We start from the raw sequence: 24,964 nt of genomic DNA, 5'->3' as shown, positions 1-24,964 counted from the left end.
TTTCGCAACGGGCCTCTCACAGCCGCACCGACATGCCGCCATCCACCGTCAGCACATGGCCGTTGACGAAGGAGGCCGCATCGCTGGCCAGAAACAGCGCCGCACCGGCAATCTCATCCGGCCGGCCCCAGCGCTCCAACGGCACGCGCAGCTTGGCGAAGGCCACCATCTCAGGATTTTCGGCAAGGGCGGCATTGGTTTCGGTGGCGAACATGCCGGGTGCGATGGCGTTGCTGGTGATGCCGCGTCGCCATATTCCACGGCAATCGCCCGCATCAGCCCGGTCAGCCCCTGTTTGGCGACGGGATAGATGGCATCCCCCGGCCGGACGATATGGCCGAGAATGGAGGTGATGGTGATGATGCGGCCGTAACCATTGGCGTTCATGGCCTGCGCTGCATCCCGCGACAGCGAGACGGAGGAGGTGAGATCGGTGCGGATCAATTCCAGCACGTCCTCGTCACTGAATTCGGCAAGCGGGCGGCGGTCGCGCGCGCCGACATTGTTGACGAGGATATCGAGGTGGCCGAACTCGTCCATGATACGGCGAACAAGGGCGCTGCCGGCTGCCGTATCGGCAATATCGAAGGCGGCGTAATCGGCTTTTCCGCCAGCCTTGCGCAACGTGTCGACCGCCTGTTCCAGCGTTTCGGCATTGCGGCCGGTCAGCCACACATGCGCGCCCGCTTCGGCAAAGGCGCTGGCAATTTCAAAACCGAGGCCGCGGCCGCTGCCGGTGATGATGGCCGTGCGGTTTTCGAGAGAGAATTTCTGGAGAATGCCCATCGCTCACCTTCTTGCTTCAGAGCGTCGGACCGAAAACGACGGTGCGGTTTTCGGAAAATCCGAGGCTGTTGGTCAAAGCCACGCCGCTTGTTTGAGCTTGCGTATGGGAAGACTATGCCGTGTGCGGCGCTCGGCGAAAGGTCGCCTGACCGGCCCGGCCGTTCGGTGGACAGAAAAATGGCGTCGCCCGGTTGCGGGCGACGCCATGTCTTGGCTTATCAGGCAGCAGCCGACTTTGCGAGCGGCACTTCTGCGATCGTCTTCAGAACGACGGAAGCGATCTGGTAAGGGCAGCCCTGCGAGTTCGGACGACGGTCTTCAAGGTAACCCTTGTAACCGTTGTTGACGAAGGAATGCGGAACGCGGATCGACGCGCCACGGTCGGCAACGCCGTAGGAGAACTTGTTCCACGGAGCGGTTTCGTGCTTGCCGGTCAGGCGCAGATGGTTGTCCGGACCGTAAACGTCGATGTGCTCTTTCCAGTTCTTGGCGAAAGCGGCCATGAGGGCTTCGAAATAGTCCTTGCCGCCAACTTCGCGCATGAACTTGGTGGAGAAGTTGCAGTGCATGCCCGAACCGTTCCAGTCGGTGTCGCCGAGCGGCTTGCAATGGAATTCGACGTCGATGCCGTACTGTTCGCAAAGACGCAGCAGCAGGTAACGGGCGATCCAGATCTGGTCGGCGGCGCGCTTGGAGCCCTTGCCGAATACCTGGAATTCCCACTGGCCCTTGGCCACTTCGGCGTTGATGCCTTCGTGGTTGATGCCGGCTTCGAGGCAGAGATCGAGGTGCTCTTCAACGATTTCGCGGGCAACCGAACCGACGTTCTTGAAGCCGACGCCGGTGTAATAAGGACCCTGCGGAGCCGGGTAACCCTGTTCCGGGAAGCCGAGCGGGCGGCCGTCCTGGTAGAAGAAATATTCCTGTTCGAAGCCGAACCATGCGTCCTCGTCGTCGAGGATGGTTGCGCGGCTGTTCGAAGCATGCGGGGTGACGCCATCGGGCATCATGACTTCGCACATGACGAGTGCACCGTTGGAGCGGGCCGGGTCGGGATAGATCGCGACGGGCTTCAGCACGCAATCCGACGAGTGGCCTTCGGCCTGCTGCGTGGACGAGCCATCAAAGCCCCAAAGCGGCAGCTGCTCGAGTGTGGGGAATTCGTCGAATTCCTTGATCTGGGTCTTGCCGCGCAGGTTGGGGACCGGCTTGTATCCGTCCAGCCAGATGTACTCGAGTTTGAACTTAGTCATTACGAACCTCTCATAGGTAACAATGCGAAGCCTTGAGGCCTCCCGTGGCTTTGGCCACCGAAGCGTATTCGCGTTCAAGGGCTGACCCCTTAGATGCATGCCGCGTGCCAGATTGGCGATATCAGACGATTTTTTCGAAAAATCTTTCAGGGGCCCTGTCGCGCAGGAGCCTGGATATCGCGCGTGGCTGGTTCTGCTGCACTGCGGCAGGCAAATTCACCCCTCATGTTTCATCATTGAATCCTGATAGATAGCCGGCGTCTCCCGGCGGAATGCCCTGCTGCGGTGCAATGATTTCGGTTGCGCGCGAGGGATTGGCATTTGCCCCAAAAACCGGCGCTTTCGGAATGGTTTTTCTTGTAGATGAGACGATTAATGCCTATATTTTTCGCAAGGTGATTTTTTTTTAATCAAACGGAGCGAATCTGGCCTTTGCGGGTTAGCTCCAGACATAAAGTGCTTCGATGCAAACAAAGTGAGATGATCGAAATGGCAACTGGCATTCATCGCGAGACGGCAACGATCTATCAATTCCCGGTCGGCGGGCGTGCGGGTCTTTCCAAGTTCCGCAACAGCAGCCTCAGCGACCTCGAGCGTCAGGCGCAGGAGCCGCATATCGATTTCGGTTCGTGGTATCACGACGATGCGATCCGCGACGAAGAGCGGAACGACAAGCCGCATTCCTGATGGCCGCATTCCTGATGTGAGACCGTGCCGCGCATTTCTTCTCCCCGCCGGGGAGAAGGTGGCCCGAAGGGTCGGATGAGGGGGCAACCCCTCCGTATATCGCGGCGCTCGCCCACTCATCCCGCTGCCACGGACTTCTCCCCGGCGGGGAGAAGAAACAAGCTGAGCCCTCCTGCTTCACAGACATGCCCCTTCAGGTTCAGCTTATTCCCAAACACCCCCCCTGCATCTTTCGCCACCCCGCCTACGTCAATTGACGTATACGGTTTCGCTCTCACGAGATCGATAGTCCCTTCCAGCAGCGGCCGCAGATGCCGCTGAGCCTCCACGAGAGGCCAAACAAGGAGAGGGGTTCTTCCGATGATATTCCGCAAGACGCTTAGTGCCGCGCTGCTTGGCGCAATCCTGTCCACCACCGCCTTCCATGGCGCTTTTGCCGCTGACGACACCATCAAGGTCGGCGTGCTGCATTCGCTGTCCGGCACCATGGCCATTTCAGAAACGACGCTGAAGGACGCCATGCTGATGCTCATCGATGAGCAGAACAAGAAGGGCGGCGTGCTTGGCAAGAAACTCGAAGCCGTGGTGGTCGATCCGGCTTCCGACTGGCCGCTATTTGCCGAAAAGGCCCGCCAGCTGATTTCGCAGGACAAGGTCGCCGCCGTTTTCGGCTGCTGGACGTCTTCCTCGCGCAAGTCGGTTCTGCCGGTCTTCGAGGAACTGAATTCGATCCTGTTCTATCCGGTTCAGTATGAGGGTGAAGAATCCTCGCGCAACATCTTCTACACGGGTGCTGCACCGAACCAGCAGGCCATTCCGGCCGTAGACTACCTTGCCAATACCGAAGGCGTCGAGCGCTGGGTTCTGGCCGGCACGGACTATGTCTATCCGCAGACCACCAACAAGATCCTGAAGGCCTACCTGATGTCGAAGGGCGTCAAGGAAGAGGACATCATGATCAACTACACGCCGTTCGGTCATTCCGACTGGCAGACGATCGTGTCCGACATCAAGAAATTCGGCTCGGCCGGCAAGAAGACCGCCGTGGTCTCCACCATCAACGGCGACGCCAACGTGCCTTTCTACAAGGAACTGGCGAACCAGGGCATCAAGGCTGAAGACATTCCGGTCGTCGCCTTCTCGGTCGGCGAAGAAGAACTGGCCGGTCTCGATACCGCACCGCTGGTCGGCCACCTTGCCGCCTGGAACTACTTCCAGTCCGTCGATGCGCCGGTCAATGCCGAGTTCATCAAGACCTGGCATGCCTTCACCAAGAACGACAAGCGCGTGACCAACGACCCGATGGAAGCCGCCTATATCGGCTTCAACGCCTGGGTAAAGGCCGTCGAATCCGCCGGCACGACGGATACGGACAAGGTTCTCGACTCGATTATCGGCGTTTCCGTGCCGAACCTTTCGGGCGGTTACTCCACCGTCATGCCGAACCACCACATCACCAAGCCGGTGCTGATCGGCGAAATCCAGGCCGATGGCCAGTTCGAAATCGTACAGCAGACGCCGCAGGTCGTGGGTGACGAGTGGTCGGATTATCTGCCGGACTCGAAGGATTTGATCTCGGATTGGAGGAAGCCGATGTCTTGCGGGAACTTCAATGTGGCCAGTGGGAAGTGCGGCGGCAAGGGTAGCTGATTAGCCCCGGGGGATGGTGCCGCTCCCTCTTCGTTGGGGGCGGTGCTTCAATAGTTGAAAACTGAACAAGCGTGCCCCCCCTCTGCCCTGCCGGGCATCTCCCCCACAGGTGGGGAGATCGACTCGTGGCTAGGCCCCGCATTTCTCTTCGGTCGAGATAGAGCGATGCGAGCGCACCTTGCCGATCTCCCTCCTTGTGGGGGAGATGCCCGGCAGGGCAGAGGGGGGTAAACCACATACTCAAGTGGCATTACCCACAAACGCCCCGTCGCAAACCGCCCAAGGAACCCGACATGACGATCCGATCTTTTCTCGGAGCCATCTTCCTCTGGCTCACCCTGGGGATCGCAGCCCAATCCTTCGCGCAAAGCGAGCCGAAGGCGCTGATCGACCAGCTCGGCACGGCGGATTTCAAGCAGGCCGAAGTGCTGATCGGGCAGATTGCCGCCACAGGCGATGCGCGTGTCGTGCCGGCGCTCGAGGCTTTTGCGGCGGGCGATCTTTACGTGCGCAAGGCCGACAATCTGGTGTTCATGACGAAGCCGGCAGGCTCCAATTTCACGCTGATCGACCCGTTGACGGGCGAAAGTGCGGGTGAAGCGCCGAAGGCGGCTGTCAGCAAGATCAAGGTCAACAATAATCTGCGCCGCGTCATCCGCGCCGCACTTGGCGGCCTGACCCTGCTCAGCCCGGAAAAATCCGTGCGGCTTTCCGCGGCCGATGCGGTTCTGAAAGCGCCGAGCGCGGAAAATCTCGAATTGCTGGAAGCGGCCATCGCCAAGGAGACCGATACTGAGGTGCGGACCCGGATGGAGGAGGCGCGGGCTGTCTCGCTGCTCTCCTCCGAACGGTCGCTCGAACAGAAGAAAGAGGCAATCGCCACCATCAAGAGCCTTGGCGGGCGCGATGCCATCGGCATTCTCATGGCGGCTTCCTCGTCGGTGGATCAGAGCCTGAAACCGGATATCGACAGCGCCATATCGAGCATCGAAAGCTCCCTTGCCTTCTGGGACTATGCGCAGAATGTCTGGTACGGCCTGTCGCTCGGTTCCGTTCTGCTGCTCGCCGCCATCGGCCTTGCCATCACCTTCGGTGTGATGGGCATCATCAACATGGCGCATGGCGAGATGGTGATGATCGGCGCCTATTCCACCTTCATGGTGCAGGAGGTGATCCGCACGCATTTCCCCGGCCTGTTCGACTGGTCGCTCGCCATCGCTCTGCCCGCCGCCTTTCTGGTGACGGCCTTCGTCGGCCTCGTGATGGAGCGTGGCGTCATTCGTTTCCTTTACGGGCGGCCGCTCGAAACGCTGCTCGCCACCTGGGGCATTTCGCTTATCCTGCAACAGGGCGTGCGCTCCATCTTCGGGCCTACCAATCGTGAGGTCGGCAGCCCGAGCTGGATGTCCGGCTCCTTCAGCGTCGGTTATCTCAATTTCACCTGGAACCGGGTGTGGATCGTCTGCTTCTCGCTTTCGGTGTTCTTCGCGCTGCTGGTTCTCCTGAAGCGCTCCGCCTTTGGCCTGCAGATGCGCGCCGTGACGCAGAACCGTCGCATGGCCTCTTCCATGGGCATTCGCACGCCGTGGGTGGATGCCTTCACCTTCGCGCTCGGTTCGGGCGTCGCCGGTCTCGCCGGCGTGGCGCTGTCGCAGATCGACAATGTCTCGCCCAATCTCGGCCAGAGCTACATCATCGACAGTTTCATGGTGGTGGTGTTCGGCGGCGTCGGCAATCTCTGGGGAACGCTGGTCGGCGCGTTGTCTCTCGGTGTGCTCAACAAGTTCCTTGAGCCGACGGTCGGCGCCGTGCTCGGCAAGATCCTCGTGCTCGTCCTCATCATCCTGTTCATCCAGAAGCGGCCGCGCGGTCTCTTCGCACTCAAGGGAAGGGCGATCGAAGCATGATTACCGGCTTCCTCCTGCGCGCGCTCGACCGCCGCATCTCCATCGCCATCGGCATCATCCTTGCCATCGCCGTGCTGGTGCCGGCCTCCAACCTGCTGTTGCCGGCAGACAGCGCATTCCGCATCCCGACCTATATCATGTCGATGCTGGGCAAATATCTGGCCTATGCGTTGCTGGCGCTGGCGCTCGATCTCGTCTGGGGTTATTGCGGCATTCTCTCGCTCGGCCATGCCGCCTTCTTCGCGCTCGGCGGTTATGCCATGGGCATGTATCTGATGCGTCAGATCGGCACGCGCGGGGTTTATGGCCATCCGGTGCTGCCTGATTTCATGGTGTTCCTCAACTGGAAGGAACTGCCGTGGTTCTGGCAGGGTTTCGACATGTTCTGGTTTGCGGCGCTGATGGTGCTTGTCGTGCCGGGCCTGCTGGCCTTCGTGTTCGGCTGGTTCGCCTTCCGCTCGCGCGTCAACGGCGTTTATCTCTCCATCATCACCCAGGCCATGACCTACGCCCTGCTGCTTGCCTTCTTCCGCAACGACATGGGTTTCGGCGGCAATAATGGGCTGACCGATTTCAAGGATATTCTCGGCTTTCCCGTGCAGGCGGATGGCACGCGCGCCGTGCTGTTTGCCATGACGGCCGCGATGCTGGCGCTTTCGCTGCTGATCGCATCCGGCATCGTCAATTCCAAATTCGGCAAGGTGCTGGTGGGCGTGCGCGATGCCGAAAGCCGGGTGCGCTTCCTCGGCTTCCGGGTGGAAAACATCAAGCTCTTCACCTTTGTCGTTTCGGCCATGATGGCGGGTATTGCCGGTGCGCTGTTCGTGCCGCAGGTGGGCATCATCAATCCCGGTGAATTTTCGCCCGCCAACTCCATCGAAGTGGTGGTGTGGACGGCGGTGGGCGGGCGCGGCACGCTGATCGGGCCGATTATCGGCGCTGTCCTGGTCAATGGCGGCAAGAGCTATTTCACCGGCGCTTTTCCCGAATTCTGGCTGTTTGCACTGGGCGGGCTCTTCATCGCGGTGACGCTGTTCTTCCCCAAGGGCATCGTCGGCACGCTGCAACACTATCTGGCCCGGCGGCGCGAAAAGCGGGTCACGCTCGCGGCAGGCGACGTCCAGCCGGGCAATGACAGCGGCTCGACAGTGGCGCAACAGGCGGCGGAGTGAGGCGGATATGAACACGATTTCCGAAAACAGAACGAAAAGCCTGCTTTATCTCGACGGCGTCTCGGTGTCCTTCGATGGTTTCAGGGCGCTCAATTCCCTCTCCTTCGTGGTGGAACCGGGTGAGCTTCGCGCCATTATCGGCCCGAACGGTGCTGGCAAGACGACGATGATGGACATCATCACCGGCAAGACAAGGCCGGATACGGGCACGGTGCTGTTTGAAGACAGCATCGACCTCACCAAGAAGGACGAGGCGGATATTGCCCAGCTCGGCATAGGGCGGAAGTTCCAGAAACCGACGGTGTTCGAAAGCCATACCGTCTGGGACAATCTGGAACTGGCGCTCAACCGCAAGCGCGGCGTTTTCGCGACGCTGTTTTACCGGCTGACGGAAGAGGACAAGGCCCGCATCGAGGAAATCCTCGCCACCGTGCGCCTCGGCCACCGCCGCGGCGATCTCGCCGCGAACCTCTCGCACGGCCAGAAACAATGGCTGGAAATCGGCATGCTCTTGGCGCAGGAGCCGAAGCTGCTGTTGGTGGATGAGCCGGTGGCCGGCATGACGGATGCGGAAACCGCCGAAACCGCCGTGCTTTTGAAGGAAATCGCCAAGACCCGTTCGGTTGTGGTGGTGGAACACGACATGGGTTTTATCCGCGAGCTGGGGGTGAAGGTGACGTGCCTTGCCGAAGGCTCGGTGCTGGCGGAGGGATCGATCGATTTTGTGTCGAACGATCCGAAGGTGATCGAGAATTATCTGGGGCGGTGATGGTGCGGTGTTTCACAACGACATTTGGGCGTTTGCTGCTATGGATCCTCGGGTCAGGCCCGAGGATGACGTCAGTGCGTATGGTATTGCCTGTGCCCCATTCGCTGCCGTCATCCTCGGGCTTGACCCGAGGATCCACCCGCAAACCCTCAGCCGAACTCCTCGTAAAGATCACGCCAACTCGGATTAAAATCTTCAATCAGCTTTATCTTCCAATCGCGATACCAGCGTTTCAACGATTTTTCCCGCTGGATCGCGGTGCCGATGCTCATATGCTCTTCATACCAGACGAGCTTCGTACACCCATATCGGCTCGTAAATCCCTTCGTCAGTCCTTCGCGGTGCTCGTAAACTCTCTGCTCGAGGTTCGACGTCACGCCGATATAAAGCGTTCCGTGTCTGCCACTTGCGACGATGTAGACGAAGCCGGCCACGGTGTGTTCCTGGAAGTGGATCCTCGGGTCAAGCCCGAGGATGACGGGTGGGCGGAGGTTACGTCTGGAGATTACTCCGGCAATGTCACAAGAAATTTTCGCTCGATTGTGACCCCTTCAGAACGGCAAAATTGCGCACCGAAATCGGCATTTGGCAATGTCGCCTCCCGTCCGTTCCACCTCCACGTCATCCTCGGGCTTGACCCGAGGATCCATGCCCCACGCGCCCATCAAGCTTTTTCAGACAAGGTGGCACCATGCTGAACGTCGACAACATCAATCTCCACTACGGCGCGGCGCAGGCCCTGCGCGGCGTTTCGCTGACGGCGGAGATGGGCAAGATCACCTGCGTCCTCGGCCGCAACGGGGTGGGCAAAAGTTCGCTGCTGCGGGCCGTTACCGGCCAGCACGCCATCAGTGCCGGGACGATCAGCTTTGAAGGGGCGGCGCTGGATGGGTTGGCGCCTTACCACCGGGCCAAGCGCGGTGTCGGTTACGTGCCGCAGGGGCGCGAGATTTTTCCGCTGCTCAGCGTTCAGGAGAATCTCGAAAGCGGCTATGCGCCGCTGCCGCGTAAGGAACGGTTCATTCCGGATGATATTTTCAGCCTGTTTCCGGTACTGCAATCCATGCTGGGAAGACGCGGCGGCGATCTCTCCGGCGGCCAGCAGCAGCAGCTCGCCATTGGCCGGGCTCTGGTGACGCGGCCGAAAATTCTCGTTCTCGACGAGCCGACCGAGGGTATTCAGCCGTCGATCATCAAGGATATCGGCCGGGCGATCAAATATCTGCGCGATTCCACCGGCATGGCGATCCTGCTGGTCGAGCAATATCTGGATTTCTGCCGCGAGCTTGCCGATTACGTTTACATCATGGACCGCGGCGAAATCGTGCATCAGGGGCTGGCCGAAACGCTGGATACGCCGGAAGCGCGGCGTCACCTGACAGTATAGATCGAGACTAAAACCTTTGTGCGCCGATCACGGCGTGCAAACGGCCGATTAATATTTTGAAAGCCTATGCGTCTCGACATGGCTTTCATGCGTAATTTTAGCATTTCATTGAATAATTGCCTGTGATATTGGCAGCGAAAATGCTGCATGCGAGACACAGGAAAAGTCTATTCGCACGCCGCGACAGTTGATCCCTTACATTCCACGCACGTCCGACGTATCGTCGGGGAAACCGTGCCCAATAAAGGCGTGTCAATGAATCAAGACTTTGCCATTGGCCGGGCCGCCCGGCTGTTCCGCTCCGCCCGCACCCTGTTTCTGGGTCTTGCGATGTGCGCGAGCGCCGGTGTCGCAGCGTCGGCATCGACCTGCGGTCAGTTACCCGGACCCGGCATGGAACCGGGCAGGCATGATTTTTCCATTCTCTCCAACGGTGAAAAACGCGACGGCGTCTATTTTGTTCCCTCCGCCTATGACGGAAAAAAGCCGCTGCCTGTCGTGTTCGATTTCCATGGCTCCAACAGCAATCCGCATGGCCAGCTGAACCGCAGCGGCTGGGACAAGCTGGCGGAACGTGACGGTCTGGTGGTCGTGGCGCTGGCCGGCAGCCTGAATGGCGAATTGCCCGGCACCCATGCCTGGAATGTTCCCGGCGTCACCAAGCGTCCGGGCGGGCTGGACGAGGTCGGCTTCATTCGCGATGCCATCACCATGGTGAAGGGCAAGTTCTGCGTCGATGAGGAGCGTTTTTACGGTTCCGGTTATTCCGGCGGCGGGCGCATGCTGTCGCAATTCATCTGCAATGGCAGCGCGGATTTCACCGCTGCCGGTTTCGTCGCCTCGCTGCGCGCGGGTTATCCGTTGGAGACCGAGGGCAAATGGGCACCGGATGCGGCAAGCTGCACGCCGGCGCGGCCGATGTCGATCATCGCCTTTGCCGGGCTGAAGGATCCCGCCAACCCCTATCAGGGCGGCGGCAAATCCTACTGGCAATATGGCGGCGAGACGGCGCTGAAGCGCTGGGCCGAGATGGACGGCTGCAAGGGCGCCGCCAAAAGCAAGGTGGGCGAAAGTTTCACGGTCAATTCCTACGATGTCTGCAAGGCCGGCGCACGCATTCAGTCCTATGTCATCAACGACTGGGACCATGCCTGGCCGCGCGCCACCATGAAGGCGGAAGTGCTGGCCGCAAGCGCCGTCGTTACCCGCAAGCCGGGCGGCGAACAGACGCCGAAGGCGGAACCGGCCGTGGAGCGCAAGATGCCCACAGGCGAAGTGACGCGCACGGTTGATGCGGCGGAAAGAATGTGGGATTTCTTCCGCAATACGGAAGGGCAGCTGGTCGTGGATGCCGTCGTCAAGAAGGATTGCGGCGCAAAGGCCTCGTCCGCTTCCGCAACCGCTTCGGAGACCGCGTGCAGCAGCAACAGCAAGCCATCGGCCCTTCCGGTCGCCAAGACGCTCAACCTGTCCGGCAGCAGCGCGCCCGTGGCAGAGGACGCATTGTAACCAAAGCGGTTGAAGGGCGCAGCCGGCTGGAGGAACTGTTCCAGGAAGGCTGCGCCAAAATCCGCCTGCCGGAAACCTTTTCGAACGAAGCCGAAGCCATTCTCATCAATTCCTCCGGCGGCCTGACCGGCGGGGACGAACTGGAATGGCAGGCGGTTGCCGGCGCCGGCACATCGCTGGTGGTAACCACGCAGGCCTGCGAGAAGGTCTACAAGGCATCCTCCGGCACAGCCACCGTTACCGCCCGGGTTTCCGCCGGGCCGGGCGCCAGATTGCACTGGCTGCCGCAGGAAACCATTCTTTTCGACCGGGCGTCGCTGACCCGCCGGCTTGAAGCCGATCTCGACCAATCTTCCGAATTCATCGCTGTCGAAGCTGTATTGCTCGGTCGCAAGGCCATGGGCGAGGCGATGGCGCATGGCCTTTTCCGCGACCGCTGGCGCATTCGCCACGGCGGCAGGCTGGTGCATGCCGAAGAGCTTCTGCTGGAAGGCGAGGTAGCGGCGCTGACCGCGAAACCGGCGGTTCTGGCCGGTCAGGTCGCCTTTGCGACGCTGCTTTATATCGGGCCGCTGGCCGAGGCGCTTCTGCCTAAAATCCGGGCTATTGCCGGGGAAAGCGGCGGCGCCAGCGAATGGCAGGGCAAGCTTGTCGTTCGGGTCTCTGCCGCCGATGGTTTCTCCTTGAGAAAATTGCTTTTTCCGATCATTTCGCTCTTGCGAAACGGCGCGCCAGTGCCGAAAGTCTGGAATCTGTAAACCCTTCGGATCGTCGGCAACCGGCGGCCTTCGGGGTCTGTCAACATGTCGGATCTGCTTGCCGCAGCCATGCTTGCGGAACAGGTTCCAAGCTGCGGGACCACGATGAACCTTAGCCCAAGAGAAAAAGACAAGCTGCTGATTTCCATGGCCGCCATGGTGGCGCGCCGCCGGCTGGAACGCGGCGTGAAGCTGAATTACCCGGAAGCGATTGCGCTGATTACCGATTTCGTGGTCGAAGGCGCCCGCGACGGCCGCGCCGTGGCCGAGCTGATGGAAGCCGGCGCGCATGTCATCTCCCGCCATCAGGTGATGGAAGGTGTGGCCGAGATGATCCATGATGTGCAGGTGGAAGCGACGTTTCCCGATGGCACCAAGCTGGTGACCGTTCACGAACCGATACGGTAGGGGGCGAATATGGCGCTGGAGCTTCGGCCGAATTGCGAATGCTGCGACCGCGATCTTGCTCCCGACAGCCGGGATGCGATGATCTGCTCGTTCGAATGCACCTTCTGCGTCGATTGCGTGACGGATGTGCTTCACGGCGCCTGCCCGAATTGCGGCGGTGAGCTGGTTCGCAGGCCCGTTCGCCCGGTGGCGAAACTCGTCAATAATCCTGCGTCGACACGGCGCGTCCTGAAGGCCGAAGGCTGCACGGCGGCCAACGCTGCCTGAGACAAAAGGGGAAATACCATGAAACCCGGCGAAATCATTACCGCAGAGGGCAGCATCGAACTCAATGCCGGCCAGCCGACCGTGACCATCGAAGTTGCCAATTCGGGCGACCGGCCGGTGCAGGTGGGCAGCCACTATCATTTCTTCGAGACCAATGCGGGTCTCCTGTTCGACCGCGACAAGGCGCGCGGCATGCGCCTCGATATTCCGGCCGGCACGGCGGTTCGTTTCGAACCCGGCCAGAAGCGGGAAGTGACGCTGGTGCCGCTTTCCGGCAAGCGCGAGGTCTACGGTTTCCGTCAACAGGTCATGGGGAGGTTATGAAATGGCGACGGCGCATTATCATGGAAGCTGCCAGTGCGGCGATGTGAGCTTCGAGGTCGATGCCGATCTCGACCATACCGTCATCTGCAATTGTTCGCGCTGCAAGCGTCTCGGTTCCACGCTGGCCTTCGCGCCGCGTGAGAAATTCACGCTGCTTTCCGGGGAGGACAAGCTGGCGGAATATCTCTTTAACAAACACAAGATCCATCATCTTTTCTGCGCCACCTGCGGCATTGAGAGCTTTGCTTATGCCGACGGGCCGGATGGCACGCCGATGGTGGCGGTAAACGCTAATTGTCTCGATGGTGTCGATCCCCGGGCGCTGAAGCCGCAGGCTTTCGATGGCGCGGCGGCCTGAGCGATGGAGATGAGCCGAAAAAACGTCCTTATGGCGGCCGTCGTGCTGTTCAGTGCGACCGCCGGCCTGTCCATGTCGGCCGCCGCGCAGGGCGAGCCGGATTGCAAGGCCCCGCAGACGCAGGCGGACATGACCATCTGCGCCGGCAAGGATTACGAAAAGGCCGACAAGCAGTTGAACGCCGAATATCAGAAGCTGCGCAAGCTGCTCACCGAGCGCGACAAGGCGGCGGATGCGGACGGCAAGGGTGCGACCGACGCGCTGGTGACTGCCCAGCGCGCCTGGGTGGCGTTTCGTGACGCCAATTGCGCACTTTCAGGCTTTCAGGCCCGCGGCGGCTCGATGGAACCGATGCTGATTTCCTCCTGCCTTGCCGAAATGAGCGGCAAGCGGGCGGAAGAGCTGCGTCAGTTGTCGGAAGGTTTCTGAACGCATGGGGCGGCGCATCACGATCGTTGGAAACGGGGAACTGCCGCCGGGTGCTGCTGATTTCATCGATTGTTCCGATATCGTCATCCGCTTCAATGATTGCCGGTCGCTGGGGCCAGGCGGTACGCGCACCGATGTGGTGGCGGTGTGCAATACCGGGCGGCCTGGCCGCGAGATGGCGGAAGGGACAGACTGGCGCGAAAGCGACGGCGTGCGGCAGGCCTCCGCCATCTGGTCGGTGCGCGATCCCGCAAAATTTTCCGAAATGGAACCGGATATCCGCGCACGCTGGCCGGAACTGACCGATTTCTGCGCCGATTATACCGCCGGTTTTGCCGCCATCGCACGAGAAGCCGGCAAGGGTCACATCGTCATTCCGCGCGGTGTGCATGAAAGGCTCGATGCCGCGCTCGAAGCCTATGCGCCCATGCCCTATGTCTGCCCCAGCACCGGCCTTTTCGCCATCGCCCATGTTCTTGAGAGCGTGAGTGACGATGGCGACGAGGTGGCGATTGCCGGTTTCGGTCATCAGGGCTGGAGTGGCCATCCATTTACCGCCGAACAACAGCTGGTCGAAGCCCTCGCGGGCGAGGGCCGGCTGACACGAATTTCTCCCACATCGATTTTCTCCGCGTCCGAAGGAGCCTGAGCCCATGCCCTACAAGATTTCCCGCGCCGCCTATGCCGGCATGTTCGGCCCGACCGTTGGCGACAAGGTGCGTCTTGCCGATACCGAACTCTTCATCGAGATCGAGAAGGACCACACGATCTATGGCGAGGAAGTGAAATTCGGCGGCGGCAAGGTCATTCGCGACGGCATGGGCCAGAGCCAGGCGACACGGGCCGAAGGCGCGGTCGATACCGTCATCACCAATGTGGTGATCGTCGACCATAGCGGCATCTACAAGGCGGATGTGGGCCTGAAGAACGGCCGCATCCACGCCATCGGCAAGGCTGGCAATCCCGATACGCAGCCGGGTGTGACGATCATCGTCGGCCCATCGACGGAGGCGATTGCCGGCGAAGGCAGGATACTGACGGCCGGCGGCATGGATGCGCATATCCATTACATCTGCCCGCAGCAGATCGAAGAAGCGCTGATGAGCGGTATTACCTGCATGCTGGGCGGCGGCTCCGGCCCGGCGCATGGCACGCTTGCCACCACCTGCACCGGCGCCTGGCACATCGAGCGGATGATCGAAAGCTTCGATGCCTTCCCGATGAATCTTGGGCTCGCGGGCAAGGGCAATGCCTCGCTGCCGGCCCCTCTGGAAGAGATGATCCTTGCCGGCGCGTCGTCGCTGAAGCTGCATGAGGATTGGGGCACGACGCCGGCCGCCATCGACAATTGCCTGACGGTTGCCGATCAATACGATGTGCAGGTGATGATCCACACCGACACGCTGAACGAAAGCGGTTTCGTGGAAGATACGGTCGCCGCCATCAAGGGCCGCACCATCCATGCCTTCCACACAGAAGGGGCGGGCGGCGGCCATGCGCCTGATATCATCAAGGTTTGCGGCAATCCCAACGTCATTCCGTCTTCCACCAACCCGACACGGCCCTATACCGTCAACACGCTCGCCGAACATCTCGACATGCTGATGGTGTGCCACCACCTGTCGCCGTCCATTCCCGAAGATATCGCCTTTGCCGAAAGCCGCATCCGCAAGGAAACCATCGCGGCGGAGGATATTCTCCATGATATTGGCGCGTTTTCGATCATCTCTTCCGACAGCCAGGCCATGGGCCGCGTCGGCGAAGTGGCGATCCGCACCTGGCAGACGGCCGACAAGATGAAGCGCCAGCGCGGCCGCCTGAAGGAAGAGACCGGCGAAAACGACAATTTCCGTGTCCGCCGCTATATCGCCAAATATACCATCAACCCGGCCATCGCCCAGGGTGTCAGCCACGAGATCGGCTCCATCGAAGTCGGCAAGCGCGCCGATCTGGTGTTGTGGAACCCGGCCTTTTTCGGCGTGAAGCCGGAGATGGTGCTGCTCGGCGGCTCTATTGCCGCCGCCCCGATGGGCGATCCGAACGCCTCCATTCCCACGCCGCAGCCGATGCATTATCGGCCGATGTTCGCCGCCTATGGCAAGCTGCGCACCAATTCCTCGGTGACTTTCGTGTCGCAGGCGTCGCTGGATGCCGGCCTTGCCCAGCGCCTCGGCGTCGCCAAGAAGCTGCTGCCGGTAAAGAATGTGCGCGGTGGTATTTCCAAGGCGTCGATGATCCACAATTCGCTGACCCCCCATATCGAGGTCGATCCCGAAACCTACGAAGTGCGCGCCGATGGCGAGCTTCTGACCTGCGAACCGGCGACGGTGCTGCCGATGGCGCAGCGTTATTTCCTGTTTTGACGGCATTTCGTGTTGAGACTTCTCACAAGGCGGATCGGCGGCGGCATGCTGCTGATCCTCCTGTTGCTTCTGCTCGGCACTGTCGTGCCGCGCCCGTTTTTTGCCGGGGATGTGAGCGGCGGCGCGGCGGGTCGTGAAATCCTGCTGTTATCCAACCCGATCCATACCGATATCGCCCTGCCGGTTGACGACGATCTGCGGCGGGCATTTGCCGAATTGCAGGAGAGCGGCATTGCCGTCAACCATCCGGCGGCGGCCTATCTGGTGTTCGGCTGGGGCGGCCGGTCGTTTTACACCGAGACACCCACCTGGGCCGATCTGAAGCCCATGCCGGTCCTGCGTTCGCTGACGCTCGACCGGTCGGTGATGCATGTGGATGTGACGGGGGATTTTCCCGCCGATCTTGCCGAGGTAAAGCGCCTTCGCATTTCCGAAGCGGGCTATCGGCGCCTCGTGGCCGCCATTCGCGCAAGCTTCCTGCGGGACGATGACGGGGGTGGGGGCAAGGTGCGGCTGATACCCGGCGTTTCTTATGGTCTGACGGATGCGTTTTTCGAGGCGAATGGCCGGTTCAATGCCCTTGTCGGCTGCAACACATGGTCGGCCGCGATGCTTCGGGAAGCCGGCATTCGCACCGGCTGGTGGACACCGTTGCCGCCATTTCTGCGCTGGTCGGTGGCGCTGCATAATTGATCCTCGCAAGCCGCGGTTTTCCTCCGGCAAAGCCTATTTTTATGCTGCACCGCAGCGCGTCTTGCGCTATGGAAACGGCAAAAGAATTCCGCGCGGATCGATCCCAAGCGATCCTCGTAAAACGCCAGAACAGGAGACAAGACATGCTCGGCAAAAAAGTGCCCGCCGTAACCTTCCGCACGCGCGTTCGCGATGAGGCCGTCGGTGGCCCCAACCCGTTCCGTTGGCAGGACATGACCTCCGACGATTATTTCAAGGGAAAGAAGGTCGTTCTGTTTTCGCTGCCCGGCGCCTTTACGCCGACATGCTCGACCTACCAGCTGCCCGATTTCGAAAAGCTGGCGGGCGAGTTCCGCGCGCTCGGCGTCGATGACATCTATTGCCTGTCGGTCAATGACGCCTTCGTCATGAATGCCTGGGCAAAGGGCCAGAACCTCGAAAACGTTAAGGTCATTCCGGATGGTTCGGGTGAGTTCACCCGCAAGATGGGCATGCTGGTCGCCAAGGACAATCTCGGTTTCGGCATGCGCTCCTGGCGTTACGCCGCCGTCGTCAACGATGGCGTCGTCGAGCAGTGGTTCGAGGAAGAGGGCTATTCGGACAATTGCGAATCCGACCCCTATGGCGTTTCCGCGCCGCAGAACATTCTGGAAAACCTGAAGGCACGCGCTGCGGCCTGATTTTGGTTTTGCGATTTTACGAAGGCCCGGCCGCAATGCCGGGCTTTTTCGTTTTCTGGGACGTGATTGTCTTTCGCGATGCCGCCTCATCCGCACACCGTCATCCCGGACTACTCTCACGGCGCAGACGCGCCGTGGCTGGATGCCGGATCCAGTCCGGCATGACGGAGGAGAAGTTGCCGGACGCCTCAAGTCTTTACGCCGGCAATGCCGGCCTTTTTCATACCTTGCATTCATTCACCTTGAAATCACCCCGCCTATCCGGCAAAAATCAGACCCCCAAGACTGTTTCTGAAACGGATCATCCCATGCTGCGCGTCACCTCCTATCATCCGGCCGGAACTCCTGCCGACGAAGCTTCCGGTTATGTCACCCTGGCGCATGACCAGCGGCATCTGCGCCGCAAGCTGCTGCATTTGCAAAATGATGAGATGGTGATGCTGGACCTGAAGGAAGCCGTGCTGTTTGCCCATGGCGATCTTCTGGTGGTGGAGAACGGTGATCTGATCGAGGTCCGTGCGGCGGATGAAAAGCTGTTCGAAATCAAGGCGAAGGATCGTCTTCACCTGATCGAACTTGCCTGGCATCTGGGCAACCGGCATCTTTCCGCGCAGATCGAGGAAGAGCGTATTCTCATCCTGCGCGACCATGTCATTCGCGCCATGCTGGAAGGTCTGGGCGCCACCGTGCGTGAGGTGGAAGAGCCATTCCAGCCGGCGCGCGGCGCTTACCACGCTCATGGCGGCCATTCCCATGGTCATGACCACGGCCATCACCATCACGATCACGGCTGAGCCGTGAGTGAAGATCGCGGCGTCGCCGCGTTACTGCGGCTGATGGCCTGGATGTCGCCGGCCTTTCCCGTCGGTGGTTTTTCCTATTCCGGCGGGCTTGAAAAGGCGGTGGAGGATCGGCGCGTCGGCGATGCGGCGGCCCTGCGCGACTGGCTCGAAACGCTGCTGGGCCATGGCAGCCTGTGGAACGATGCGGTGTTTCTGGCGCATGCCTGGCGCAGCGCCGGGGACGCCGTCGTGTTGAGCGAAACGGCCGATCTGGCGCGGGCGCTGGCCGGTTCGGCGGAGCGATACCGCGAGACGGTGCTTCTGGGCGATGCTTTCGTTGCCGCCGCCAGCGCCTGGCCGCATGCGGTTCTGGACCTCTTGCCGAAAGACGTTCCCTATCCCATCGCCGTCGGGGTGGTCGCTTCCGGCCATGCGGTGCCGCTCAGGGAAACGATTGCCGCCTTTTTGCATGCCGGCGCCTCGCAGATCGTTTCAGCGGGCATCCGCCTCGGGGTCGCGGGACAGAAGGATGGCGTTACCATTCTGGCCGCAAGCGAGGCGATCATCACGGCGATGGCGGCGCGGGCGATGCAATCCACGCTCGACGATCTCGGCAGCGCGACGATCATCGCCGATACGGCAGCCATGCGCCATGAAACGCAGGGCACCCGGCTTTTCCGGTCATGAAAGGGCGGCACGGTCCTTGCATATCTTGAAGCGTCCCGTTGAGGGATTATGGTGAAACAAGACCAAAGCATATCGAAGGGAACAGCGTGATGAAATCGGGTAATGGGCCGCTGCGCGTCGGCATTGGCGGGCCGGTCGGTTCTGGCAAGACGGCGTTGACGGAAAAGCTCTGCAAGGCGATGAGCGCGGATTATTCCGTCGCGGTCGTTACCAACGATATCTACACCAAGGAAGATGCCGAGGCGCTGGTGCGCATGCAGGCACTGCCGTCCGAGCGTATCGTCGGGGTCGAGACGGGTGGTTGCCCGCATACCGCCATTCGTGAGGATGCGACGATCAATCTGCAGGCGATTGCCGGGCTTAATGCGCGGTTTCCCGATCTCGACGTGGTCTTCATCGAATCCGGCGGCGACAATCTGGCGGCGACCTTCTCTCCCGATCTGGCCGATATCACCATCTATGTGATCTCCGTTTGCCAGGGTGAGGAAATTCCGCGCAAGGGCGGGCCGGGCATCACCCGCTCGGACCTGCTGGTCATCAACAAGAAGGACCTTGCACCCTATGTCGGCGCTGACCTCACCGTTATGGACAACGATGCGACCCGCATGCGCAACGCCATGCCCTTCGTTTTCACCGATATGAAACGCGGCGACGGCGTGGATCGCATCGTCGGTTTCCTGAAAGAGCAGGGCGGTCTCTGAAATATGGCTATCTCCCGCCGTTTCGGCGCTTACGAGGTTTCCCGTTTTGTCGACGGTGTCTACAAGGCGCCGGTCGGCCATCTCATCCACCGTCAGGGTGCCGAAGCGCTGACTGCGGCCCTTGCCAGCCATCAGGGCGAAACGGTGGATATGGACGTCAACTGCTTCGCGCTGTCCGGGCCTGACGGCGTCTGGCTGATCGATGCCGGTTGCGGCACGGCCTGGGGTGCAGCCTATGGCCATGCCCGCGCGGCGATGATCGCCGCCGGGATCCAGCCGGCCGATGTGAGGCGTGTCATCCTCACCCATATTCATGGCGACCATGCGCTTGGCCTCATCGATGGCGAGCGGCCTTATTTTCCCAATGCCGACATATGGGTTCCCGAGGCCGATCTCGGCTTTTTCAGCAGCGCGGAGGCGCGCAAGAGCCTGCCGCCCGCCCGGCAGGGCGGTTTCGACCTTGCCGCACGGCTGCTCGACATTTGCGGCCCGATGCTGCGGCCGATCCCCATGGGCGCGGTCGCCGAGGGTATCGAGGCAGTCGCCATGCCCGGCCATACGCCGGGGCACACCGGTTATCTGATCGGCAGTGGCGACAAGCGGCTGTTATTATGGGGCGATGTGCTGCATGTGAGCGCGTTGCAGGTGAAGGATCCCGGCGTCGGTTTCGTCTACGATATCGATTCCGCGCTTGCTTATGAAACACGCCTCAAGGCGCTGGCCGAGGCCGCCGATCATGGCTGGCTGGTTTCCGGCGGTCATCTCGGCGGATTTTTCCGTGTCGAGCGGCAGGGTGACAGCTTCCGCTTCGTGCCGCAGCCGGACTGATTTTCCGATTTCGAACATGTAGAAGGGCGGAATGCCTGATGGCATCCCGCCCTTCGTCCTCTCCCGGTATTTTCAGATTTGCTTCAATGCGGCGACGTCATTGACCTGCACGATGCGTCCGCGCACGGTAACGCCAGCCTTTTTGAGTGCCGAAAAGGCGCGCGACAGCGCTTCCGGCGCGAGGCCGAGCTTGCCGGCGAGCAGGCTTTTCTGGAAGGGCAGCCGCAGCGAAAAGGATGTCGCGTCGCGCGGGCCCTGATTGATGAGGTAATGGGCGACACGTTGCGGCGCCGTCTGCAGCCGGTCGTTGGCGATGCAATCCATCGTGGCCAGCAGGCTGTTGGACAGGCAACGCATGACGGCCTTGGCGATTGCCGGCTCCTGATCGATCAGGCTGCGGATTCTCGTGAGTTCGAACCGCGCCACGGTGCAGCTTTCCGCCGCCTGCGCGCTGTAGCGATAGGTATCGCTGCCGAAAATCAGGCATTCGTTGAAGGTATCGCCGGGGCCGCTGACGCGCACATCCGCCTCGCGCCCATGCCGGTCCAGCCGGTAAAGCCTGATATAACCCGACAGCACACAGTAGAAATGTTGCGCCGCTTCGCCTTCCTTGAAGAGCACATGGCGGGCGTTCACATTGGCGATGGTCGCCGCCTCCATCAACTTCAATGCCGCCGCATCATCCGCTATCCCGATCAAGGGTGCACGCAGCAGAATGTTCCTGTCCCTGTTGCTCAGCTTCACGGTCTTGTTCACGTCCATCCGGCTCCCGCTCATACCTTTTGCCGGGCTGTCCGAAGCGATACGAAACCGGGGATGTTCGTGTTCCCGCACGCCTATCTGAAAAGAGCTCATCGCATTATCCTTCGACCGGCAATTCCCGATGCGAGGGAGATTAGCAGTTCACCTGGAAAGCGAATTGATTTCGATCAAACAGGATTGCAGTCGTTACGGGGAGGAAATGGTTCGTCCATTCGTGCTGAGAAGCGCAGGGGGAAATATGGAGCGGGCGAGCGCCACATATTTCTTCTCCCTGAGGGGGAGAAGGTCGCGGCAGCGGGATGAGGGGGCAAGGGTAAAGATATTCGGCAACGTAGCCCCCTCATCCGACCCTTCGGGCCACCTTCTCCCCGGCGGGGAGAAGAAACAGGCGGCGACGTTTTGCCCTTTAAACATCCCCCCAAAAGAAAACGCCGGGCACAGGGCCCGGCGTCTCAATCGCTATTCTGCAAGCTTCACTCCGCAGCGAGCGGCGGCAGCCGCAAGATGTTGCTGCCCTTGTCCGCGGCCTTGTCGCCGGTGCCCTTTTCCATGCTGGCGACGCGTGCCTCCAGCGAGGAGAGCGCCAGGCTGTTTTCGCGGGCGATCTCCGAGAGTTTCTCGTTGGAGAGGGCCTCTTCCTCCTCTTCCTTCTTGCCGACGAAGCGGCCGAAGAGGTGGGCGAGCAGGCGCGACAGGTCGTCCATGATGAGGAAGAAGGCCGGCACCACGATGAGCGACAGCACCGTCGAGACGATGATGCCGCCGATCACCGCAATCGCCATCGGCGCGCGGAACGAACCGCCTTCGCCGACGCCGAGTGCGGAGGGCAACATGCCCGCCGACATGGCGATGGAGGTCATGATGATCGGGCGGGCGCGCTTGCGGCCGGCCTCCACCATGGCATGCACCCGTTCCATGCCGTGACGGCGCATTTCGATGGCGAAATCCACCAGCAGAATGGCGTTCTTCGTCACGATCCCCATCAGCATCAGGATGCCGATGAGAACGGGCATGGACAGCGCGTTCTGCGTGATGATGAGCGCGACCGCCACGCCGCCGATGGCAAGCGGCAGCGAGAACAGGATGGTGAAGGGCTGAATGACATCCTTGAACAGCAGGATGAGCACCACCAGCACCAGCATCAGGCCAAGCAGCATGGCGTTGACGAAGCCCTGCTGCATTTCGCCCTGCACCTTGGCGTCGCCGCTTTCGGCAAGGCGCACGCTTGCCGGCAGGTCGGTTTCCGACACGATGCGCTTGAACTCGGCCGTCGATGTATCGAGCGCCGTGCCGAAGGGAACGTCGGAGCCGATGGAGACTACGCGGTTGCGATCGTTGCGCTTGATCGAGCTTGGACCTTCCGAATAGTCGATATCGGCAACGCTGTAGAGCGGCACCAGCGATCCGGAGGCGGTCTTGATCTTCAGCGCGCGGATGGTGGCGAGATCGCGGCGGGTATCGAGCGATGCCTGCACACGGATTGGAATTTGCCGGTCATCCAGCGAAATCTTCGTCAGCTGCGCGTCGATATCGCCGATGGTGGCGACACGCACGGTCTGCGAAATCTGCTGCGGCGTGATGCCGAGACGGGCGATCTCATCCTTGCGCGGGCGAATCTGCAGTTCGGGGCGGGGCAGGGCACCTTCCGAGCTGACATTGGCAAGGATGGGCGAGGCGCGCAGGCGGCTTTCGAGCAGACCGACGGCATCGTTCAGATCCTTCTCATTCGTCGAGAGGAAGTTGAAGGAGAGCTCGCGTTCCGCACGGTCGTTCAGCTTGATGATGCGGACATCCGGGATGCCGCGCACCTGTGCGAAAATATCCCGTTCCACATCCCATTGCGGACGTGTGCGACCCTTTTCCTCCACCTTCGGCAAGTATTGGCCGATGAGCGGAATGGAGCCCAGCCCCTTGTTAACCACCAGCTTGAGCAGCGAATGATCGATGTGCTGGAGGATGACGTTGACGGTGGCGCGGCGGAGCTCCAGATCGCCCTTGGGCGAAGCGCCGCCGAGGATGAAGACGCTTTCGACGCCGTTGATGTCACGCAGGGCATGATAAATCTGGGTCGTCGTGCGGTCGGTTTCGTCGAGCGTCGCATTGGGCGGCAGTTCCACCGAAAGCGTCACGCGCGAGGCGTCGTCCGGCGGTAGGAAGCTGCCCGGAACGCCGGCAAGCAGAATGACGGAAGCGACGAGGAAGCCGATGGCGCCGAGCAGCGTCAGATAGCGCGCCCACCACTTGCGGGTGGTGGCGGTTACCATGCGCGTATAGGCCTTCATCAACCGGCTGTCATTGTCGTGGTGATCGTCCATCGCATCTTCGGCGCGCATCAGGTAGGCCGCCATCAAGGGTGTGATGAGACGGGCCACGGCGAGCGAGAAGAACACCGAGAAGGCGACGGTAAGGCCGAACTGGATGAAGTACTGGCCGGGAATACCGGGCATGAACGACACCGGCACGAAGACGGCGATGATGGTGAAGCTGGTGGCGATGACGGCGAGGCCGATTTCATCCGCCGCTTCCAGCGCCGCGCGATAGGGCGTCTTGCCCATCTTGATATGGCGGGCGATGTTCTCGATTTCCACGATGGCGTCGTCGACGAGAATACCCGTGGCGAGCGTCAGGGCGAGGAAGCTGACGAGGTTGAGCGAGAAGCCCATGATATCCATGATCCAGAAGGTCGGGATCGCGGAAAGCGGCAAGGCTACGGCGGCAATCAGGGTTGCGCGCCAGTTGCGCAGGAAGAGCAGGACGACGATGACGGCGAGGATCGCGCCTTCGATCAGCGTATCGAGCGCTGCCTTGTAGTTGCCATAGGTGAAATAGACGGCGTCATCGACCATTTCGATCGACACATCCGGATGATGCTTGCGCACTTCATCGAGGCTTGCCGCCACGGTTTCGGCGACCGAGACTTCGCTCGCGCCCTTGGAACGGAACACCGCGAAGGTGACGGCGGGGTTGCCGTTGAAGCGCGAGAAGGATTTCTGTTCCTGATAGGTGTCGGTGACCGTGCCGAGCTCGGAAAGCTTGACGAAGCGGCCGTTGGAAAGCGCAATCGTGGTGTTGGCGAGCTGGCTCACATCGCGCGTGTCGCCGAGCGTGCGGATGGTCTGCTCGTTGCCGCCGACCTGGCCGCGGCCGGAGCCGAGATCGATATTGGTGCCGCGCAGCTGGCTGTTCACCTCGGTTGCGGTGATGCCATAGGCGTCGAGCTTTTCCGGGCTCAGCGACACGCGTACTTCGCGGTCCGCACCGCCGTAGCGGTCGACCTTGCCGATACCGGACTGGCCCTGGAGCGAACGCTTGATCGTGTCATCCACGAACCAGGACAGTTCTTCCAGCGTCATGTTGGGCGAAGAGACGGCAAAGGTCTGGATCGCCTGCCCCTCGACGTCGATCTTGCTGACGACGGGCACTTCGATATCGGCGGGCAGATCGCTGCGGATCTTGTCGATGGCGTCCTTGGTGTCCTGAACCGCCTCTTCCGTCGGCTTTTCGATGCGGAAGACAACCGTTGTCGTTGACTGTCCGTCGACCACGGTGGACTGGATTTCGTCGACGCCGCTGATGGCGGCGACGGCGTCCTCGATCTCCTTCGTCACCTGCATTTCCAGCTCGGACGGCGAAGCGCCGCTCTGGGTGACCGTGACGGCCACGACGGGAACGTCGATATTCGGAAAACGGGTGATGGGCAGGGTGTTGAACGCCTGCATGCCGAGGATCATCAAAAGCGCGAAGCCGAGCAGCGGCGCAATCGGGTTACGGATTGACCATGCGGAAAAGTTCATCTCATTCCCT

Annotated in this window: 25 protein-coding genes and 1 pseudogene; 21 read left to right on the top strand and 5 right to left on the bottom strand. The window is 61.1% G+C overall.

The genetic code is table 11. From position 1 onward, the window contains the following. Nucleotides 1–16: 16 nt before the first annotated feature. Together L901_RS06215 and L901_RS06210 are read right to left on the bottom strand one after the other, a co-directional pair. A pseudogene (locus tag L901_RS06215) lies at nucleotides 17–786 on the bottom strand (SDR family oxidoreductase). Nucleotides 787–1,004: 218 nt separating this feature from the next. Continuing rightward, nucleotides 1,005–2,039 (bottom strand): glutamine synthetase beta-grasp domain-containing protein, encoded by a 1,035-nt coding sequence (locus tag L901_RS06210; RefSeq protein ID WP_003520621.1) that lies wholly within the window; start codon nucleotides 2,037–2,039, stop codon nucleotides 1,005–1,007. Nucleotides 2,040–2,519: 480 nt separating this feature from the next. Here L901_RS06210 and L901_RS06205 point away from each other — a divergent pair, with 480 nt between their 5' ends. The 5 genes from L901_RS06205 (at nucleotide 2,520) to urtD (ending at nucleotide 8,224) form a co-directional block, all read left to right on the top strand. Further along, the gene (locus L901_RS06205) at nucleotides 2,520–2,726 is read left to right on the top strand and encodes a DUF2735 domain-containing protein (protein WP_003520619.1); all 207 of its coding nucleotides are present in this window, start codon (nucleotides 2,520–2,522) and stop codon (nucleotides 2,724–2,726) included. Nucleotides 2,727–3,086: 360 nt separating this feature from the next. Next, nucleotides 3,087–4,376: an urea ABC transporter substrate-binding protein gene (gene urtA / locus L901_RS06195; RefSeq protein WP_035219970.1), complete on the top strand. Its 1,290-nt coding sequence runs from the start codon at nucleotides 3,087–3,089 to the stop codon at nucleotides 4,374–4,376. Between the two features lie 293 nt (nucleotides 4,377–4,669). Then, complete coding sequence (gene urtB / locus L901_RS06190; RefSeq protein WP_059754507.1) at nucleotides 4,670–6,283, top strand: urea ABC transporter permease subunit UrtB; 1,614 nt, start codon at nucleotides 4,670–4,672, stop codon at nucleotides 6,281–6,283. After that, complete coding sequence (urtC, locus tag L901_RS06185; protein WP_059754503.1) at nucleotides 6,280–7,455, top strand: urea ABC transporter permease subunit UrtC; 1,176 nt, start codon at nucleotides 6,280–6,282, stop codon at nucleotides 7,453–7,455. Before urtB ends, urtC begins: the two co-directional genes overlap by 4 nt. 7 nt (nucleotides 7,456–7,462) lie before the next feature. After that, a complete protein-coding gene (gene urtD, locus L901_RS06180) occupies nucleotides 7,463–8,224 on the top strand; it encodes an urea ABC transporter ATP-binding protein UrtD (RefSeq protein WP_020808761.1) in 762 nt (253 codons plus the stop codon). Nucleotides 8,225–8,373: 149 nt separating this feature from the next. On the opposite strand, the gene L901_RS06175 is transcribed toward urtD, so the two are convergent. After that, nucleotides 8,374–8,658, bottom strand: coding sequence for a GIY-YIG nuclease family protein (locus L901_RS06175; protein ID WP_059754500.1), 285 nt, complete (start codon nucleotides 8,656–8,658; stop codon nucleotides 8,374–8,376). Nucleotides 8,659–8,915: 257 nt separating this feature from the next. Here L901_RS06175 and urtE point away from each other — a divergent pair, with 257 nt between their 5' ends. The 16 genes from urtE to L901_RS06095 all read left to right on the top strand — a co-directional run bounded on the left by urtE (nucleotide 8,916) and on the right by L901_RS06095 (nucleotide 20,398). Beyond that, nucleotides 8,916–9,611, top strand: a complete 696-nt coding sequence (gene urtE / locus L901_RS06170) for an urea ABC transporter ATP-binding subunit UrtE (RefSeq protein WP_031233384.1) — start codon at nucleotides 8,916–8,918, stop codon at nucleotides 9,609–9,611. Between the two features lie 255 nt (nucleotides 9,612–9,866). Further along, on the top strand, nucleotides 9,867–11,120 hold the full coding sequence (locus L901_RS06165) for a PHB depolymerase family esterase (RefSeq protein WP_059754497.1): 1,254 nt from the start codon (nucleotides 9,867–9,869) through the stop codon (nucleotides 11,118–11,120). Then, the gene (locus L901_RS06160) at nucleotides 11,027–11,878 is read left to right on the top strand and encodes an urease accessory protein UreD (protein WP_059754494.1); all 852 of its coding nucleotides are present in this window, start codon (nucleotides 11,027–11,029) and stop codon (nucleotides 11,876–11,878) included. Before L901_RS06165 ends, L901_RS06160 begins: the two co-directional genes overlap by 94 nt. 105 nt (nucleotides 11,879–11,983) lie before the next feature. Continuing rightward, the gene (locus L901_RS06155; protein WP_031233386.1) at nucleotides 11,984–12,286 is read left to right on the top strand and encodes an urease subunit gamma; all 303 of its coding nucleotides are present in this window, start codon (nucleotides 11,984–11,986) and stop codon (nucleotides 12,284–12,286) included. Between the two features lie 9 nt (nucleotides 12,287–12,295). After that, on the top strand, nucleotides 12,296–12,553 hold the full coding sequence (locus tag L901_RS06150) for a DUF1272 domain-containing protein (protein ID WP_059754491.1): 258 nt from the start codon (nucleotides 12,296–12,298) through the stop codon (nucleotides 12,551–12,553). An 18-nt stretch (nucleotides 12,554–12,571) separates the two neighbouring features. Continuing rightward, complete coding sequence (locus tag L901_RS06145) at nucleotides 12,572–12,877, top strand: urease subunit beta (RefSeq protein WP_059754488.1); 306 nt, start codon at nucleotides 12,572–12,574, stop codon at nucleotides 12,875–12,877. Nucleotide 12,878: 1 nt separating this feature from the next. Beyond that, nucleotides 12,879–13,235 (top strand): GFA family protein, encoded by a 357-nt coding sequence (locus L901_RS06140; protein ID WP_059754485.1) that lies wholly within the window; start codon nucleotides 12,879–12,881, stop codon nucleotides 13,233–13,235. Between the two features lie 3 nt (nucleotides 13,236–13,238). Next, the gene (locus L901_RS06135) at nucleotides 13,239–13,664 is read left to right on the top strand and encodes a lysozyme inhibitor LprI family protein (protein WP_082710500.1); all 426 of its coding nucleotides are present in this window, start codon (nucleotides 13,239–13,241) and stop codon (nucleotides 13,662–13,664) included. A 4-nt stretch (nucleotides 13,665–13,668) separates the two neighbouring features. After that, nucleotides 13,669–14,313 (top strand): hypothetical protein, encoded by a 645-nt coding sequence (locus tag L901_RS06130; RefSeq protein ID WP_059754482.1) that lies wholly within the window; start codon nucleotides 13,669–13,671, stop codon nucleotides 14,311–14,313. A 4-nt stretch (nucleotides 14,314–14,317) separates the two neighbouring features. Further along, nucleotides 14,318–16,027 (top strand): urease subunit alpha, encoded by a 1,710-nt coding sequence (ureC, locus tag L901_RS06125; protein ID WP_020808771.1) that lies wholly within the window; start codon nucleotides 14,318–14,320, stop codon nucleotides 16,025–16,027. A 9-nt stretch (nucleotides 16,028–16,036) separates the two neighbouring features. Then, nucleotides 16,037–16,720 carry a TIGR02117 family protein gene (locus tag L901_RS06120; protein ID WP_059754478.1) on the top strand — a complete coding sequence of 228 codons (684 nt, stop codon included), beginning with the start codon at nucleotides 16,037–16,039 and terminating at the stop codon, nucleotides 16,718–16,720. Between the two features lie 143 nt (nucleotides 16,721–16,863). After that, entirely contained in the window at nucleotides 16,864–17,400 is a 537-nt protein-coding gene (locus tag L901_RS06115; protein ID WP_003520599.1) for a peroxiredoxin, read from the top strand. 308 nt (nucleotides 17,401–17,708) lie between these two features. Continuing rightward, nucleotides 17,709–18,194, top strand: coding sequence for an urease accessory protein UreE (ureE, locus tag L901_RS06110; RefSeq protein ID WP_003520598.1), 486 nt, complete (start codon nucleotides 17,709–17,711; stop codon nucleotides 18,192–18,194). A 3-nt stretch (nucleotides 18,195–18,197) separates the two neighbouring features. After that, entirely contained in the window at nucleotides 18,198–18,869 is a 672-nt protein-coding gene (locus tag L901_RS06105) for an urease accessory protein UreF (protein ID WP_059754475.1), read from the top strand. 89 nt (nucleotides 18,870–18,958) lie between these two features. Continuing rightward, the gene (ureG, locus tag L901_RS06100; protein WP_059754473.1) at nucleotides 18,959–19,570 is read left to right on the top strand and encodes an urease accessory protein UreG; all 612 of its coding nucleotides are present in this window, start codon (nucleotides 18,959–18,961) and stop codon (nucleotides 19,568–19,570) included. A 3-nt stretch (nucleotides 19,571–19,573) separates the two neighbouring features. Beyond that, entirely contained in the window at nucleotides 19,574–20,398 is an 825-nt protein-coding gene (locus L901_RS06095) for an MBL fold metallo-hydrolase (protein ID WP_059754470.1), read from the top strand. Between the two features lie 72 nt (nucleotides 20,399–20,470). On the opposite strand, the gene L901_RS06090 is transcribed toward L901_RS06095, so the two are convergent. Continuing rightward, the gene (locus L901_RS06090; protein WP_059754467.1) at nucleotides 20,471–21,160 is read right to left on the bottom strand and encodes a Crp/Fnr family transcriptional regulator; all 690 of its coding nucleotides are present in this window, start codon (nucleotides 21,158–21,160) and stop codon (nucleotides 20,471–20,473) included. Between the two features lie 473 nt (nucleotides 21,161–21,633). Then, nucleotides 21,634–24,954 (bottom strand): efflux RND transporter permease subunit, encoded by a 3,321-nt coding sequence (locus tag L901_RS06085; RefSeq protein ID WP_059754464.1) that lies wholly within the window; start codon nucleotides 24,952–24,954, stop codon nucleotides 21,634–21,636. Nucleotides 24,955–24,964 lie beyond the last annotated feature (10 nt).

Source organism: Agrobacterium sp. D14 (assembly GCF_001526505.1).
Lineage (GTDB): Bacteria > Pseudomonadota > Alphaproteobacteria > Rhizobiales > Rhizobiaceae > Agrobacterium > Agrobacterium leguminum.
Note: the sequence above shows the minus strand (reverse complement) of the source record. Positions and strands in the feature narration are given on the sequence as shown.